The 14,495-nt window shown below is 69.0% G+C and carries 15 protein-coding genes; 1 reads left to right on the forward strand and 14 read right to left on the reverse strand.

All coding sequences use genetic code 11. From position 1 onward, the window contains the following. Window positions 1-4: 4 nt before the first annotated feature. The 5 genes from rplB to rpsJ are packed head-to-tail and all read right to left on the reverse strand — an operon-like array spanning window position 5 to window position 2,881. Window positions 5-841: a 50S ribosomal protein L2 gene (rplB, locus tag RWK90_RS04505; protein ID WP_314035192.1), complete on the reverse strand. Its 837-nt coding sequence runs from the start codon at window positions 839-841 to the stop codon at window positions 5-7. A gap of 31 nt (window positions 842-872) precedes the next feature. Then, window positions 873-1,175: a 50S ribosomal protein L23 gene (rplW, locus tag RWK90_RS04510; RefSeq protein ID WP_007628130.1), complete on the reverse strand. Its 303-nt coding sequence runs from the start codon at window positions 1,173-1,175 to the stop codon at window positions 873-875. Next, window positions 1,172-1,861 carry a 50S ribosomal protein L4 gene (gene rplD / locus RWK90_RS04515; RefSeq protein WP_314035195.1) on the reverse strand — a complete coding sequence of 230 codons (690 nt, stop codon included), beginning with the start codon at window positions 1,859-1,861 and terminating at the stop codon, window positions 1,172-1,174. Before rplD ends, rplW begins: the two co-directional genes overlap by 4 nt. Continuing rightward, window positions 1,858-2,523, reverse strand: a complete 666-nt coding sequence (gene rplC / locus RWK90_RS04520) for a 50S ribosomal protein L3 (RefSeq protein ID WP_314035197.1) — start codon at window positions 2,521-2,523, stop codon at window positions 1,858-1,860. The genes rplD and rplC overlap by 4 nt, the downstream gene beginning before the upstream one ends. 52 nt (window positions 2,524-2,575) lie before the next feature. After that, window positions 2,576-2,881, reverse strand: a complete 306-nt coding sequence (gene rpsJ, locus RWK90_RS04525; RefSeq protein ID WP_003938093.1) for a 30S ribosomal protein S10 — start codon at window positions 2,879-2,881, stop codon at window positions 2,576-2,578. 553 nt (window positions 2,882-3,434) lie between these two features. On the opposite strand from rpsJ, the gene RWK90_RS04530 reads away from it, so the two are divergent. Continuing rightward, the gene (locus tag RWK90_RS04530; RefSeq protein WP_314035216.1) at window positions 3,435-3,716 is read left to right on the forward strand and encodes a hypothetical protein; all 282 of its coding nucleotides are present in this window, start codon (window positions 3,435-3,437) and stop codon (window positions 3,714-3,716) included. A gap of 131 nt (window positions 3,717-3,847) precedes the next feature. Here RWK90_RS04530 and tuf read toward each other — a convergent pair whose 3' ends face one another. The 9 genes from tuf to RWK90_RS04575 all read right to left on the reverse strand — a co-directional run bounded on the left by tuf (window position 3,848) and on the right by RWK90_RS04575 (window position 14,488). Continuing rightward, complete coding sequence (tuf, locus tag RWK90_RS04535) at window positions 3,848-5,038, reverse strand: elongation factor Tu (RefSeq protein WP_314035218.1); 1,191 nt, start codon at window positions 5,036-5,038, stop codon at window positions 3,848-3,850. A gap of 173 nt (window positions 5,039-5,211) precedes the next feature. Then, on the reverse strand, window positions 5,212-7,323 hold the full coding sequence (gene fusA / locus RWK90_RS04540) for an elongation factor G (RefSeq protein ID WP_314035220.1): 2,112 nt from the start codon (window positions 7,321-7,323) through the stop codon (window positions 5,212-5,214). 195 nt (window positions 7,324-7,518) lie between these two features. Beyond that, window positions 7,519-7,989, reverse strand: coding sequence for a 30S ribosomal protein S7 (rpsG, locus tag RWK90_RS04545; RefSeq protein WP_007628146.1), 471 nt, complete (start codon window positions 7,987-7,989; stop codon window positions 7,519-7,521). Further along, a complete protein-coding gene (rpsL, locus tag RWK90_RS04550; protein ID WP_007628148.1) occupies window positions 7,989-8,360 on the reverse strand; it encodes a 30S ribosomal protein S12 in 372 nt (123 codons plus the stop codon). The genes rpsG and rpsL overlap by 1 nt, the downstream gene beginning before the upstream one ends. 201 nt (window positions 8,361-8,561) lie before the next feature. Continuing rightward, window positions 8,562-9,212, reverse strand: coding sequence for a TetR/AcrR family transcriptional regulator (locus RWK90_RS04555; protein ID WP_314035223.1), 651 nt, complete (start codon window positions 9,210-9,212; stop codon window positions 8,562-8,564). 11 nt (window positions 9,213-9,223) lie between these two features. Beyond that, entirely contained in the window at window positions 9,224-10,357 is a 1,134-nt protein-coding gene (locus RWK90_RS04560) for an NDMA-dependent alcohol dehydrogenase (RefSeq protein WP_314035225.1), read from the reverse strand. Window positions 10,358-10,422: 65 nt separating this feature from the next. Continuing rightward, window positions 10,423-11,247 (reverse strand): enoyl-CoA hydratase family protein, encoded by an 825-nt coding sequence (locus RWK90_RS04565; protein ID WP_314035227.1) that lies wholly within the window; start codon window positions 11,245-11,247, stop codon window positions 10,423-10,425. 11 nt (window positions 11,248-11,258) lie between these two features. Continuing rightward, entirely contained in the window at window positions 11,259-12,440 is a 1,182-nt protein-coding gene (locus RWK90_RS04570) for an acyl-CoA dehydrogenase family protein (RefSeq protein ID WP_314035229.1), read from the reverse strand. A gap of 5 nt (window positions 12,441-12,445) precedes the next feature. Then, a complete protein-coding gene (locus RWK90_RS04575; RefSeq protein WP_314035231.1) occupies window positions 12,446-14,488 on the reverse strand; it encodes a biotin carboxylase N-terminal domain-containing protein in 2,043 nt (680 codons plus the stop codon). Window positions 14,489-14,495 lie beyond the last annotated feature (7 nt).

Genomic DNA, 14,495 nt, shown 5'->3' on the forward strand with positions numbered 1-14,495 from the left:
CTCCTTAGCGCTTCTTACCGGTGCGACGGCGACGGACGATGAGGCTGTCGCTCGCCTTGTTGGGCTTGCGGGTCCGGCCCTCGGGCTGGCCCCACGGGCTGACGGGGTGACGTCCACCGGACGTCTTACCCTCGCCACCACCGTGCGGGTGGTCGATGGGGTTCATGACCACACCACGGACGGTCGGGCGGACGCCCTTCCACCGCATGCGGCCGGCCTTGCCCCAGTTGATGTTGGCCTGCTCGGCGTTGCCGACCTCGCCGATCGTGGCGCGGCAGCGCACGTCGACGCGGCGGATCTCACCGGACGGCATGCGGAGGGACGCGTACGCGCCCTCCTTACCGAGCAGCTGGATGCCGGCACCGGCCGCGCGGGCCATCTTGGCGCCGCCGCCGGGACGCAGCTCCACCGCGTGCACGACCGTGCCGGCGGGGATGTTGCGCAGGGGCAGGTTGTTGCCGACCTTGATGTCGGCGTTCACGCCCGACTCGACCTTCATGCCCTGCTTGAGGTTGCGGGGCGCGAGGATGTACCGCTTCTCGCCGTCCGCGTAGTGCAGCAGGGCGATGTTCGCGGTGCGGTTCGGGTCGTACTCGATGTGGGCGACGGTGGCGAACACGCCGTCCTTGTCGTTCCGACGGAAGTCGATGACACGGTACTGGCGCTTGTGCCCACCGCCCTTGTGGCGGGTGGTGATACGGCCGTGGCCGTTACGACCGCCGGTCTTGCTCAGCGGGCGCAGCAGCGACTTCTCGGGCGTCGAGCGGGTGATCTCGGCGAAGTCCGAGACGCTCGAGCCGCGACGACCGGGGGTCGTGGGCTTGTACTTGCGGATAGCCATGAGGTTCTCTCGTCCTTAACTCTTCCCGCCGTCAGGCGGTCAGACCCGGGATCTCGATGGGCTTGCTGTCGGCCGCGAGGGTCACGATGGCGCGCTTGGTGCTCTTGCGCTGTCCGTACCCGGTGCGGGTGCGCTTGCGCTTGCCCTGACGGTTAGCGGTGTTCACGGACTCCACCGTGACGCCGAAGATCTCCTGGATGGCGATCTTGATCTGCGTCTTGTTGGCGTCCGGGGCCACCAGGAACGTGTACACGCCCTGCTCGAGCAGGCCGTAGGCCTTCTCGGAGACGACCGGGGCGAGGATCACGTCCCGGGGATCGGCGACGGTGCTCACTTGTCGGCCTCCTTCGCAGCCTTGCCGGCGAGCGAACGGCTCGCCTGCGTGACGAACGCGTCCAGAGCCTCGACCGAGAACACGACGTCGTCGGCGTTCAGGACGTCGTAGGTGTTCAGCTGATCCGGAGCGATCGGGTGGACATGATCGAGGTTGGCGACGGAACGCCAGGCGGCGAGATCCTCGCGACCGACCACGATCAGGAACTTCTTCCGGTCGGACAGAGCGCCGAGGAAGTCACGGACACCGGAGGTCGACGGCTTCTGGCCCTCGACGAACTCGGTGACGACGTGGATGCGGTCGCTGGCGGCCCGGTCGGAGAGGGCACCGCGCAGAGCGGCGGCCTTCATCTTCTTAGGGGTGCGCTGCGAGTAGTCCCGCGGCTTGGGGCCGTGGACGGTGCCACCGCCGGTGTAGGCGGGAGCACGGGTCGAACCCTGACGGGCCCGGCCGGTCCCCTTCTGGCGGAACGGCTTGCGACCGCCGCCGCTGACCTCGCCGCGCGTCTTGGTCGAGTGGGTGCCCTGACGAGCAGCGGCGAGCTGGGCCACGACGACCTGATGCATCAGGGGCAGGTTGGGCTCGACACCGAAGATCTCGGCGGGGAGCTCGACTGCACCGTCGGTCTTCCCGGCCGGCGTACGGACGTCGAGCTTGAGGTTCACGGTGTTCTCCGTGGTGGTCATGCGCGCGCACCGCCCTTCACTGCGGAACGGACCATCACGAGACCGCCGTTGCGACCCGGGATGGCTCCCTTGATGAGGAGGACGCCGGCCTCGGCGTCGACCTTGTGGACCTTGAGGTTCATGGTGGTGACCCGCTCGTTGCCCATCCGGCCGGCCATCTTCTTGCCCTTGAAGACGCGGCCCGGCGTCGAGGCGCCACCGATCGAACCCGGCTTACGGTGCACGGCCTGGGTACCGTGCGACGCGCCCTGGCCCGCGAAGCCGTGACGCTTCATGGTGCCGGCGAAGCCCTTGCCCTTCGAGGTGCCGGTGACGTCGACGAACGCGCCGTCCTCGAACACGTCGGCGCCGATCTCCTGGCCGACCTCGAAGCCGGCGGCCTGCTCGGCGTTGTCGAGCCGGATCTCGGCGATATGACGGCGGGGCGTGACCCCGGCCTTCTCGAACTGACCCGCCACCGGCTTGGTGACCTTGCGGGGGTCGATCGCGCCGAACGCGATCTGGACGGCGTTGTAGCCGTCGGTCTCTTCGGTACGGATCCCGGTCACGACGCACGGCCCGGCCTTGACGACGGTCACCGGAACCACCCGGTTGTTCTCGTCGAAGACCTGGGTCATGCCGAGCTTGGCGCCCAGGATGCCTTTGATCTCGGTGTTACTCATCTGTTCACTGTCTCCGCTGCACGTTGCTTGCTGACCGCTACGCGGTCGGAGGTCACTGGATGTTGACGTCGACGCTGGCAGGCAGGTCGATGCGCATGAGCGCGTCCACGGTCTTCGGCGTGGGGTCGAGGATGTCGATCAGCCGCTTGTGGGTACGCATCTCGAAGTGCTCACGCGAATCCTTGTACTTGTGCGGCGAGCGGATGACGCAGTAGACGTTCTTCTCGGTGGGCAGCGGCACCGGGCCGACAACACGAGCACCGGTACGGGTTACCGTCTCGACGATCTTCCGGGCCGAGGCGTCGATGGCCTCGTGGTCATAGGCCTTGAGCCGGATGCGGATCTTTTGTCCCGCCACTTCGTCCTCTTCTCCTCCCGCCCGTGAAGGCGGCTGTCGTGAGCGCCCTCGCCTCGCGGGGGACACTGCTGTGTTCGCTTGTCATACGTGACACCGTCAGACCGTCGAACACCCGGTCTCGTGCATCGGTGCCCGTCGTGGAGGGCTCCACCGTGCACACGCACATGACACGACTACGAGACCTCCAGAGGACGGGAGTACCGCATTCTCGCGCGGGGCGAGGATGACGGCGGACCGATCCGCTGCCGCTGTTGACGTGTCACGACGCGTCCACGTGGTCGGGCGTGTCGCCCTCCCACTTTTCCAGCGGGTGATCTCTCACCCGCCACTGTCGTGCTCGCCCGACCAACCCGACGTTCCGTGCGGGCCCCGAAGGACCACATACGGACGCCGCCTTGTCCGGGCAACTTGACCAGTATGCAGTACGCGGTCGCCGTGGGCAAATTCAGCCCCGGCGTGGCCGGCTCGTACACGGCCCCGCTTCCCCGTGGTGCCCCTGCTGCCCTCGCCGACTTCGGTACCGTCGGGGGAATCGATCGCGCCAGCCGGAGGGATGACATCCGTGAACAGTCGTAGCGAACCCCGAGACCCGGTCGCCTACCGTCGGGACCGGCGACAGGCCGTGCTCCGCCACCACCCCGACAAGGGCGGCGATCCGGACGAGCTGCTGCGCGCTCTCGAGGAGGTCGACCGTCGGCACGGGGTCGGCGGCCCCGGACGTGGTGAGCACGGCGCGAGCGCCGAACAGGTCGCGGCCGTGGCGGTCACCGCCCTCGCGGGCGTCGCCGCGGTGGGCCTGTCGGTGGCGATGAGCTTCCTCGGACGCCGCCGCTGACGTTCGTGCCGGCCCCCCGTTCCGCGGCGGGTGGTGCTCCCCCACCGGACGCACGAAGGGCGTCCCACCGCGAGGTGGGACGCCCTTCGTGTGAGGTGCGGGTGGATCACCCGCGCTTCGAGGTCAGCCGATCACTTGATGATCTTGGTGACCTGGCCGGCGCCGACGGTGCGGCCGCCCTCGCGGATCGCGAAGCGCAGGCCCTCGTCCATGGCGACCGGCTGGATGAGCTCGACGGTCATCTCGGTGTTGTCGCCCGGCATGACCATCTCGGTGCCCTCGGGGAGGGTCACGACGCCGGTCACGTCCGTGGTGCGGAAGTAGAACTGCGGGCGGTAGTTGTTGAAGAACGGCGTGTGGCGGCCGCCCTCGTCCTTGGACAGGATGTACGCCTGGCCCTCGAACGTGGTGTGCGGGGTGTAGGCACCCGGCTTGATGACGACCTGGCCGCGCTCGACGTCCTCACGCTTGAGGCCACGGACCAGCAGACCGACGTTGTCGCCGGCCTCGCCGTAGTCGAGGAGCTTACGGAACATCTCGATGCCCGTGATGGTGGTCTTGGTGGCCTTCTCGCGGATGCCGATGAGCTCGACGTCCTCGTTGACGTTGATCTGGCCACGCTCGATACGACCGGTGACGACGGTGCCACGACCGGTGATCGTGAAGACGTCCTCGACCGGCATGAGGAACGGCTTGTCGGTCTCACGCTCGGGATCCGGGATCGAGTCGTCGCAGGCCTGCATGAGGTCGCGAACGGCCTGGACCCACTTCTCGTCACCCTCGAGCGCCTTCAGCGCCGAGATGTGGACGACGGGGGCGTCCTCGTCGAAGTCCTGCGAGGCCAGCAGCTCGCGGACCTCCATCTCGACGAGCTCGAGGATCTCCTCGTCGTCGACCATGTCGCACTTGTTGAGCGCGACGAGGATGTAGGGCACGCCGACCTGACGCGCGAGCAGCACGTGCTCACGGGTCTGCGGCATCGGGCCGTCGGTGGCCGCCACGACCAGGATCGCGCCGTCCATCTGGGCGGCACCGGTGATCATGTTCTTGATGTAGTCGGCGTGACCGGGGGCGTCGACGTGCGCGTAGTGACGCTTCTCCGTCTGGTACTCGACGTGGGAGATGTTGATCGTGATACCACGAGCCTTCTCCTCCGGCGCCTTGTCGATCTCGTCGAACGCGAACGCGTCGTTGAGGTCGGGGAAGGTGTCCGCCAGGACCTTGGTGATGGCCGCGGTGGTGGTGGTCTTGCCGTGGTCGACGTGACCGATGGTGCCGATGTTAACGTGCGGCTTCGTCCGCTCGAACTTCGCCTTCGCCACTTTTTGTCCTCCTGGACTGGTCTGTCCCCACCCGTCGAGGTGAGCACTGCATTGTGTGGGATCTGATCTTACTCATCGTGCCGTGGGGCACGAACCGGCGGCCACCCGGAGGTTCGACCGTGCGCCGCCGGCATCGGCCCCCGTCCGCGGGGTGCGGACGGGGACCGTACCGGTCACTCGCCGGTCGCCTTGGCGATGATCTCCTTGGCCACGCTCGCCGGAACCTCGGCGTAGTGGGAGAAGACCATCGAGTAGTTGGCTCGGCCCTGCGTCTTCGACCGGAGGTCGCCGACGTAGCCGAACATCTCGGACAGCGGCACGTTGGCCTTCACGACGCGGGCGCCGGAGCGCTCCTCCATCGCGTTGACCTGGCCGCGGCGGGAGTTGAGGTCGCCGATGACGTCGCCCATGTAGTCCTCGGGGGTGACGACCTCGACGGCCATCAGCGGCTCGAGGATCACGGGCTGGCACTTGCGGGCGGCCTCCTTGAAGGCCATGGAGCCCGCGACCTTGAACGCCATCTCGGACGAGTCCACCTCGTGGTACGCACCGTCGACCAGCGTCGCCTTGACGTTGACCATCGGGTACCCGGCGAGGATGCCGTACTGCATCGCGTCCTGGATGCCCGCGTCGACGGAGGGGATGTACTCCTTCGGCACGCGGCCACCGGTCACCTTGTCGGAGAACTCGTAGGTCGAGCCCTCCTCGACGGCCTCCTGCTCGAGCGGCGCCAGCGCGATCTGCACCTTCGCGAACTGACCGGAACCACCGGTCTGCTTCTTGTGGGTGTAGTCGTACTTGTCGATCGAGCCCTTGATGGTCTCGCGGTACGCGACCTGCGGCTTACCGACGTTGGCCTCGACCTTGAACTCGCGCTTCATGCGGTCCACGAGGACGTCCAGGTGCAGCTCGCCCATACCACCGATGACCGTCTGACCGGTCTCCTCGTCCAGACGCACGGAGAAGGTGGGGTCCTCCTCGGCGAGCTTCTGGATGGCGGTCGACAGCTTCTCCTGGTCGGCCTTGGTCTTGGGCTCGATGGAGACGTCGATGACCGGGTCCGGGAACGTCATCGACTCGAGCACGACCTGGTTGTTCAGGTCGCAGAGCGTGTCGCCCGTGGTGGTGTCCTTGAGGCCGATGAACGCGTAGATGTTGCCCGCGACGGCCTCTTCGACCGGGTTCTCCTTGTTGGCGTGCATCTGGAAAAGCTTGCCGACGCGCTCCTTCTTGCCCTTGGTCGAGTTGGCGACCTGGGCACCCGGCTCGACACGACCCGAGTAGACGCGCACGAAGGTGAGCTTGCCGAAGAACGGGTGGACGGCGATCTTGAACGCCAGCGCCGAGAACGGCTCGTCCTTGGACGGCTTGCGCAGGATCTCGGTCTCCTCGTCGCCGACCTTGTGGCCGTGGACCTCGCCGATGTCGAGCGGGGTCGGGAGGAAGTCGATGACCGCGTTGAGCATCGGCTGGACGCCCTTGTTCTTGTACGCGGAACCGCACAGGACGGGGTAGACCTCGGAGTTGACGGTCATCTTGCGGATGGCCGCCTTGATCTCGTCAAGGGTGAGCTCTTCGCCGCCGAAGTACTTCTCCATGAGCTCTTCGCTGCTCTCGGCGACGGTCTCGAGGAGCTTCTCGCGGTACTCCTCGGCCTTCTCCTGGAGCTCGGCCGGGATGTCCTGGATCTGCGCGTCGGCGCCGATCTCGGTCTTGCCCGGCCAGACGTGCGCCTTCATCGTGAGCAGGTCGACGATGCCGTCGAACTGGTCCTCCGCGCCGATCGGCAGCTGCAGGACCAGCGGCTTGGCGCCGAGGCGATCGATGATGGTCTGGACCGTGTAGTAGAAGTCCGCGCCCAGCTTGTCCATCTTGTTGACGAAGCAGATGCGGGGGACGTCGTACTTCTCGGCCTGGCGCCAGACCTGCTCCGACTGGGGCTCGACGCCCTCCTTGCCGTCGAACACGGCGACGGCACCGTCGAGCACGCGGAGCGAACGCTCCACCTCCACGGTGAAGTCGACGTGGCCCGGCGTGTCGATGATGTTGATCTGGTTGTCGTTCCAGAAGCAGGTCACCGCGGCCGAGGTGATCGTGATGCCGCGCTCCTTCTCCTGCTCCATCCAGTCGGTGGTCGACGCGCCGTCGTGGGTCTCGCCGGCCTTGCGGTTGACACCCGTGTAGAACAGGATGCGCTCGGTCGTGGTGGTCTTACCGGCGTCGATGTGCGCCATGATGCCGATATTTCGGACCTTGTTGAGGTCGGTCAGCACGTCCTGTGCCACGGATTCTCCCGATTGTGAGTCGTCGGTGGCCCGTGCGGTCGCTGTCGACCGTCCGAACCGGGTCGGTTTTGCTGCCGGTACCCGCACTCGGTGCGGCCGGTACGGGCCTTGTTCAATGATGCCACCCGGCGGGTGACCGCGGGACCCTGGCCGGGGGGGTCGGCTCCGACGCCGCCCCACCAGGGCCCCACCGGATCACCAGCGGTAGTGCGCGAACGCCCGGTTGGCCTCGGCCATCTTGTGGGTGTCCTCGCGGCGCTTGACCGCGGCACCCAGGCCGTTGGAGGCGTCGAGGATCTCGTTGGCGAGCCGCTCGACCATCGTGTTCTCGCGACGCTGCCGGGAGAACGTCACCAGCCAGCGCATGGCCAGGGTCGTCGACCGTCCGGGGCGGACCTCGACGGGCACCTGGTAGGTGGCGCCGCCGACGCGACGGGAGCGGACCTCGAGGGCCGGCCGGACGTTGTCCAGGGCCTTCTTGAGGGTGATGACCGGGTCGGTCCCGGTCTTCTCGCGGCAGATCTCCAGCGCGGAGTAGACGATGCGCTCGGCGGTCGTCTTCTTGCCGTCCAGGAGGATCTTGTTGACGAGCTGGGTGACCAGCGGCGACCCGTAGACCGGATCGTTGATGAGCTGGCGCTTGGGGGCGGGACCCTTACGAGGCATTACTTCTCCTTCTTGGCGCCGTAGCGGGAGCGGGCCTGCTTGCGGTCCTTCACACCCTGGGTGTCGAGCGAGCCGCGGATGATCTTGTAACGGACACCCGGGAGGTCCTTCACACGACCGCCGCGCACGAGCACCATCGAGTGCTCCTGCAGGTTGTGGCCCTCGCCGGGGATGTAGGCGGAGACCTCGACGCCGCTGGTCAGGCGCACACGGGCGACCTTACGGAGCGCGGAGTTCGGCTTCTTGGGGGTCGTGGTGTACACGCGGGTGCACACCCCGCGACGCTGAGGCGAACCCTTGAGGGCAGCCGTCGACGTCGCCGACTTCTTGTCCTGGCGGCCCTTGCGGACCAGCTGGTTGATGGTTGGCATGAACCGTCTTTCTGTAGCTGGCGGCCTCCGTGCGGGGCGACCACCGGTCTGGCGGGACGTTGCTCGTATCCGGGCTCTCGTGCACCTGTCGCCGCGCACGGGCGACCTCGTCAGCCGCTCTCGCTGGCCTACAGGGCACGATCCTCCAGCTCGCATACTGCGAGCACGATGGTCAAGCCTAACCGCCCACCGGAGCAGCGGTCAAAATGGGCCGTTCTCGGCCTCGCCGCCGGGCACCTCGGGAGTGTCGGCGAGCACGGAGTCGAGGGTCTGCGCCCAGAAGCGGACGATCTTGTCGCGCCGCTCCGAGTCGTCGGACAACACGTCCGCGAGCCCCAGCCCGCGCGCGAGGTCGAGGGTGGTCTGGAGGCTGCGTCGCACGCGGACGTCGCCGGCGTCGCGGCGTAGTGCCGCGGCGGCGATCGCGAGGACCTCGCGGGACATGTGGTTCTCGAGGGGCAGGACGCGGTCTCGCAGCACCGGGTCGCTGGCGGCGGCGGTCCACACGTGGAGCGCGGCCTTGAACAGGTCCGAGGTGTAGTGCTGGACGATGAACCTCACCACGGCGACGGTGCGCTCCGGCCCCGGGTCGGGGAGGTCGAGTCCGCCCCGGCGGACGTCGGAGATCCGTTGCTCGATCATGTGGCCGAGCGCGGCGGTGATGAGGTCCTCCCGCGTCGGGAAGTGGTGCTGGGCGGCGCCCCGTGAGACGCCGGCGGCGGCGGCCACCGCGCCCACGGTGGTCGCCGCCCAGCCCTGCGTGGCGAGGAGATCGATGGAGGCACCGAGCAGCCGTTCCCGCGTGATGCGGCTCCGGTCCTGCTTGGGCACGCGCTGCTCTGGTGCCGTCATCCGTCCTCCTGTTACCAGTCCTGCTCGTCGTAGATGATCACACCGCGGAGGTTCTTGCCGTCCCGCATGTCCTGGTAGCCCTGGTTGATCTCCTCGAGCCGGTACGTCCGGGTGATGAGCTCGTCCAGCTTGAGATTGCCCGCCCGGTACTGGTGCAGCAGGTGGGGGATCTGCTTGCGGGGACCGGTGCCGCCGAAGATAGCGCCCTGGAGGGTCTTCTGTTGCATGGCGAGGTCGAGGATCGAGATCTGGGCGTCGACGGCGTTCATGTCGCCGAGGCCCACCACCACGCAGCGTCGCCCCTTGCCCGTGAGCAGTAACCCCGGGAGGAGGTCCTTGCCCTCGACGACCCCCATGGTGAGGATCACGAGATCGGCCATCCGTCCCCAGCTGATCTCACCGACCAGCGCCATCGCCTCGTCCATCGAGGCACACGTGTGCGTCGCGCCGAACTCCAGGGCCTTCTCGCGCTTGAACTCGACCGGGTCGACCGCGACGATCGCACGGGCGCCGGCCGTCGCCGCACCCTGCACCGAGTTGATGCCGATGCCGCCGACTCCCACCACCACGACGATGTCGCCCTCCTTGGCGCCGCCGATCTCGGTGGCCGACCCCCATCCCGTGCAGACGCCGCATCCGAGCAGGGCGGCCTTGTCCAGCGGGATGTCCTTCTCGATCTTGATGACGGAGGACTGGTGGACGGTGACGTAGGGCGCGAAGGTGCCGAGGACGCACATCGTGGCCACGTCGGTGCCGTCCGCGGTGTGGACACGGAATCCGCCGTCGCTGATCGCCCGCCCGGAGAGCAGGCCCGCGCCGTTGTCACACAGGTTCTGCAGCCCCTCCGAGCAGGGCGGGCAGGTGCCGCAGGCGGGGATGAAGGCCAGGACGACGTGGTCGCCCTCCTCGAGACCGATCACGCCCTCCCCCACCTTGGTGATCACGCCGGCGCCCTCGTGGCCTCCCATGATCGGGTACGACTCGAACTGGAGGTCGCCGGTGAGCAGGTGCTCGTCGGAGTGACACAGGCCCGACGCGGCCAACTTGATCTGGACCTCTCCGGCCCTGGGGTCGTCGATGTCGACGTCGACGATCTCCCAGCCGTCCTGCTTCGGCTCCCGGATGATGGCGGCCTTGGTGCGCATTCGCGTCTCCTCGGATGAAAAAGGGTGATGTGACACCGGTCACCTGACCAGTGTCACATTCCAACCTACTCTGACCGGGCCGCCCACGAGGGTGGTCTCCGCTCCAGGAACGCCGTCATCCCCTCGGCGACCTCGGGGGTCCCGAACAAGCGGGCCGTGATGCCGGCCAGCTCGTCACCCCGGGCGTCCAGCTCGGCGAGCACCGGGCCCGCGAGGAGGGCCTTGTTCTCCCTCAGCCCCTGCGGGGAACAGGGTCGGAACGCCGCGACGAGCTCGCCGACGGCGGCGTCGAGGTCCTCGACCGCCTCGGTGAGCAGTCCGATGGACCGCGCGTGGGCGGCGTCGAACTTCTCGCCCGTGAGCAGAGCCCGGGTGAGGTCCCGGGAGCGCACACGCGCGGCGAGCGGTACCGAGATCATGGCCGCGGCGAGACCGAGTCGGACCTCGGTCAGCGCGAACGTCGACGCCGGCCCCGCCAGCGCGAGGTCACATGCCGCGACCAACCCCATCCCGCCTGCCCGGACGTGTCCGTCGACGGCCGCGATCACCGGCTTGGGGTGGGCGACGATCGCGCGCAGGAGGCCGAGGAAGACGCGCGTCCGTTCGGCCGCCTGCTCCTCCGGGCCGGTCTCCGCACCGGCGGTCGAGGCCTCCGAGAGGTCGGCCCCGGCGCAGAACGTCCCGCCCGCGTGCCCCAGCACCACCACGCGTGCGGCGTCCTCGCCCGCCGCGCGGTCGAGTGCGGCGTGGAGCTGTTCGACGAGCGCGGTGGAGATCGCGTTGCGGTTGTGCTGGGAGTCGAGGGTCAGACGGGCCGCGCCGTCCGCGACCTCGTAGCGCACCAGCGTCCGCGCGTCCGTGGTCGTCCCGCCCGTGGGCTGTTCGGTCATGGCGCGCCCCTTCAGTAGCTCTTGGGCAGCCCGAGCGAGTGCTGGGCCACGTAGTTGAGGATCATCTCCCGGCTGACCGGGGCGATCCGCGGCAGCCGGGACGCGGCCAACATGCCCGCGAGGCCGTACTCGACCGACAGGCCGTTGCCCCCGAGGGTCTGGATGGCCTGGTCGACGGTGCGGGCGGAGACCTCGCCGGAGGCGTACTTGGCCATGTTGGCCGCCTCGCCGGCCAGGTCGTCGCGTCCGGCGTCCACCAGGGCGGCGGCCTTCCGCATCATCAGCCGCGCGAGTTCGAGCTCGATCTTGCACTGCGCGAGCGGGTGCGCCACGCCCTGGTGGGCGCCGATGGGGGTCTTCCACACCGCGCGCTCGTTGGCGTACTTCGTGGCCCGGTCCATCGCGAAGCGGGCGGTGCCGCACGCCATGCCGGAGGCCATGATGCGCTCGGGGTTGAGGCCGGCGAAGAGCATGAGCAACGCGGTGTCGCCGTCCCCGATGAGCGCCTCGGCGGGCACGCGGACGTCGTCGAAGTAGAGCTGGAACTGCCGCTCGGGGGTGCGCACCTCGGTGGGGATGTGGGTCTTCTCCAGTCCCGGTGCGTCGGTGGGCACCATGAACAGCGCCGGCTCGAGCCGACCCGAGGTGGAGCCCTCGAGCCGGGCCACCACGAGGATGGCGTCGGCCTGGTCGACGCCGGAGATGTACGTCTTCTGCCCGGTGATGAGGAAGTCGGACCCGTCGCGGCGGGCGGTGGTGGTGATGGCGTGCGAGTTGGACCCGGCGTCGGGTTCGGTGATCGCGAACGAGGTGATGGTCTCGCCCGAGGCGATGCCGGGCAGCCAGCGCTTCTTCTGTTCCTCGGTGCCGAAGCGCGAGATGATCGTGCCGTTGATGGCGGGCGAGACCACCATCATGAGCAGGCCGGCACCGGCGGCCGAGAGCTCCTCCTCGACGATCGCGAGTTCGGTCATCCCGGCGCCGCCCCCGCCGTACTCCTCGGGCAGGTTCACGCCGAGCAGGCCGAGCCTGCCGGCCTCGGTCCACAGCTCGTCGGTGGTCTCACCGGCGTCGGACTTGGCGCGCATGTACTCGATGCCGTACCGGGAGCCCAGGTCGTAGGCGACCTTCCGCAGCTGGGCCTGCTCGTCGGTGTCGATCACGGGGTTGGGGATCTGTGAGATGTCGGTCATCGTGGTCACTCCTGTTCGGTGTCGGTGTCGGTGCCGGGTTCGGTGACGACGGCGAGGACCGTTCCCGACTCGACCTGTGTGCCGACCTCCACGGGGAGCTCGGTGACGATGCCGTCGACGGCCGCCGAGATGGTGTGTTCCATCTTCATGGCCTCCATCCACAGCAGGGGCTGGCCGGCGGTGACGGCGTCGCCGACGGAGACCGCCACCCGGATGACCGCACCCGGCATGGGGGCGAGCAGCGATCCCGCCGCGACCTCGGCGGCCGGGTCGGTGTAGCGGGGCGGCTCGATGAGCGAGACCGGCCCCAGCGGGGAGTCGACCTCGACGACGGTGTCCGCGCCCGGGGTCTCGTACCGCGCGACGGTGAACGTCCGTCGCACGCCCCGGACGGCGAGGACCGCGGAGTCGACCGAGACCTCCTCGATGTGGACGATGTCCGACAGGTCGGCGTCCGGGCGCGGGCCCGAACGGTCCCGCAGGTAGCTCACCTCGACCTCGTCCTCGGCGGCGCGGTAGGTCCGCTTCTGGAGCGTGCGACCGACGTTGCGGAACCCGGGCTGGGCCAGGGCGACGGGTCCGGCGGCGTGGTCGGCGGTGCCGGAGACGACGGCGGCGGCCAGCGCGGAGATCCGCACCGCCTCGGCGTCGGCGAGGGGTGCGGCCAGTGCCGCGGCGCCGTGGTCGTCGAGGAACGCGGTCGACAGGTTGCCGGCGACGAACTCGGGGTGGCGCAGTACGCGGACGAGTTGCGCGCGGTTGGTGGTCAGGCCGTGGACCCGGGCCCGGGACAGCGCCCCGGCCAGGGCGGCACAGGCCTCGGCGCGGGTACGTCCGTACGAGATCACCTTGGCCAGCATGGGGTCGTAGTGCACTCCGACGAGGGCTCCGTCCGGGCCCGGTTCGACGCCGCTGTCCAGGCGGATGCCCGGGCGGTGCGGTCCTTCGAACCGGGACGAGACACCGGGCACCTCGAGCGTCCACAGCGTCCCCGAGCCGGGCGTGTAGTCGTTGGCCGGGTCCTCGGCGTACAGGCGGGCCTCGAGCGACCACCCGTGTGCGGCCGGGGGCTCGGCGGACGGCAGCGGCAGGCCCGCGGCCACGTCGAACTGGAGCGCGACGAGGTCCAGGCCGGTGGTCGCCTCGGTGACCGGGTGCTCCACCTGGAGGCGGGTGTTCATCTCGAGGAAGAAGAACTCGCCGTCGTCGGTGGCGAGGAACTCGACCGTGCCGGCGCCGGTGTACCCGATCGCGGCGGCGGCGTCGCGCGCCGCCTCGTAGAGCTTCTCCCGCATCCCCGGGGTGCGCTCGACGAGCGGACTGGGGGCCTCTTCGATCACCTTCTGGTGGCGTCGCTGGATGGAGCACTCGCGCTCCCCCACCGCCCACACGGTCCCGTGGGCGTCCGCCATGATCTGGACCTCGATGTGCCTGCCGCGCTCGAGGTAGCGTTCGCAGAACACCGCGTCGTCACCGAAGGCGGATGCGGCCTCGCGCCGGGCGGCTGCGATCTCGTCCCGCAGCGAATCGAGGGTGCGGACGACGCGCATGCCGCGGCCGCCGCCGCCGGCGGATGCCTTGACCAGCACCGGGAGCATTCCCTCGGTGACGTCGTCCGGCTCGAGGTCGGTGAGCATCGGTACGCCGGCGGCGGCCATCATCTTCTTGGCCTCGATCTTGGAGCCCATGGCCTCGATGGCGGCGACCGGCGGGCCGACCCAGGTCAGGCCGGCGTCGATCACGTCGCGGGCGAACCCCGCGTTCTCGGACAGGAAGCCGTACCCGGGGTGGACGGCGTCGGCTCCTGCGGCCCGGGCCGCCTCGATGACGAGATCACCGCGCAGGTAGGTCTCCGCCGGGGTGTTGCCGGGCAGGCGGACGGCGGCGTCGGCCTCGCGGGTGTGGGGTGCGCCCGCGTCGGCGTCGGAGAAGACGGCGACGGTGGTCATGCCGCGCGCGCGGGCGGTGTGGTGGACGCGGCGGGCGATCTCGCCGCGGTTGGCCACCAGGACGGAGGTGATGGGTGACGGGGTCGGGGAAGTATGCATGATCGTG

The organism is Dietzia sp. CH92 (genome assembly GCF_032248695.1).
Classification (GTDB): Bacteria; Actinomycetota; Actinomycetes; order Mycobacteriales; family Mycobacteriaceae; genus Dietzia.

What these genes read in the sequence shown, in the direction of transcription:
- RWK90_RS04575 (WP_314035231.1), bottom strand. Translation starts at nt 14,488, where the DNA reads ATGCATACTTCCCCGACCCCGTCACCCATCACCTCCGTCCTGGTGGCC.
- RWK90_RS04565 (WP_314035227.1), bottom strand. Translation starts at nt 11,247, where the DNA reads ATGACCGAACAGCCCACGGGCGGGACGACCACGGACGCGCGGACGCTG.
- RWK90_RS04555 (WP_314035223.1), bottom strand. Translation starts at nt 9,212, where the DNA reads ATGACGGCACCAGAGCAGCGCGTGCCCAAGCAGGACCGGAGCCGCATC.
- rpsL (WP_007628148.1), bottom strand. Translation starts at nt 8,360, where the DNA reads ATGCCAACCATCAACCAGCTGGTCCGCAAGGGCCGCCAGGACAAGAAG.
- RWK90_RS04570 (WP_314035229.1), bottom strand. Translation starts at nt 12,440, where the DNA reads ATGACCGACATCTCACAGATCCCCAACCCCGTGATCGACACCGACGAG.
- rplC (WP_314035197.1), bottom strand. Translation starts at nt 2,523, where the DNA reads ATGAGTAACACCGAGATCAAAGGCATCCTGGGCGCCAAGCTCGGCATG.
- RWK90_RS04560 (WP_314035225.1), bottom strand. Translation starts at nt 10,357, where the DNA reads ATGCGCACCAAGGCCGCCATCATCCGGGAGCCGAAGCAGGACGGCTGG.
- rplB (WP_314035192.1), bottom strand. Translation starts at nt 841, where the DNA reads ATGGCTATCCGCAAGTACAAGCCCACGACCCCCGGTCGTCGCGGCTCG.
- rpsG (WP_007628146.1), bottom strand. Translation starts at nt 7,989, where the DNA reads ATGCCTCGTAAGGGTCCCGCCCCCAAGCGCCAGCTCATCAACGATCCG.
- RWK90_RS04530 (WP_314035216.1), top strand. Translation starts at nt 3,435, where the DNA reads ATGACATCCGTGAACAGTCGTAGCGAACCCCGAGACCCGGTCGCCTAC.
- rplD (WP_314035195.1), bottom strand. Translation starts at nt 1,861, where the DNA reads ATGACCACCACGGAGAACACCGTGAACCTCAAGCTCGACGTCCGTACG.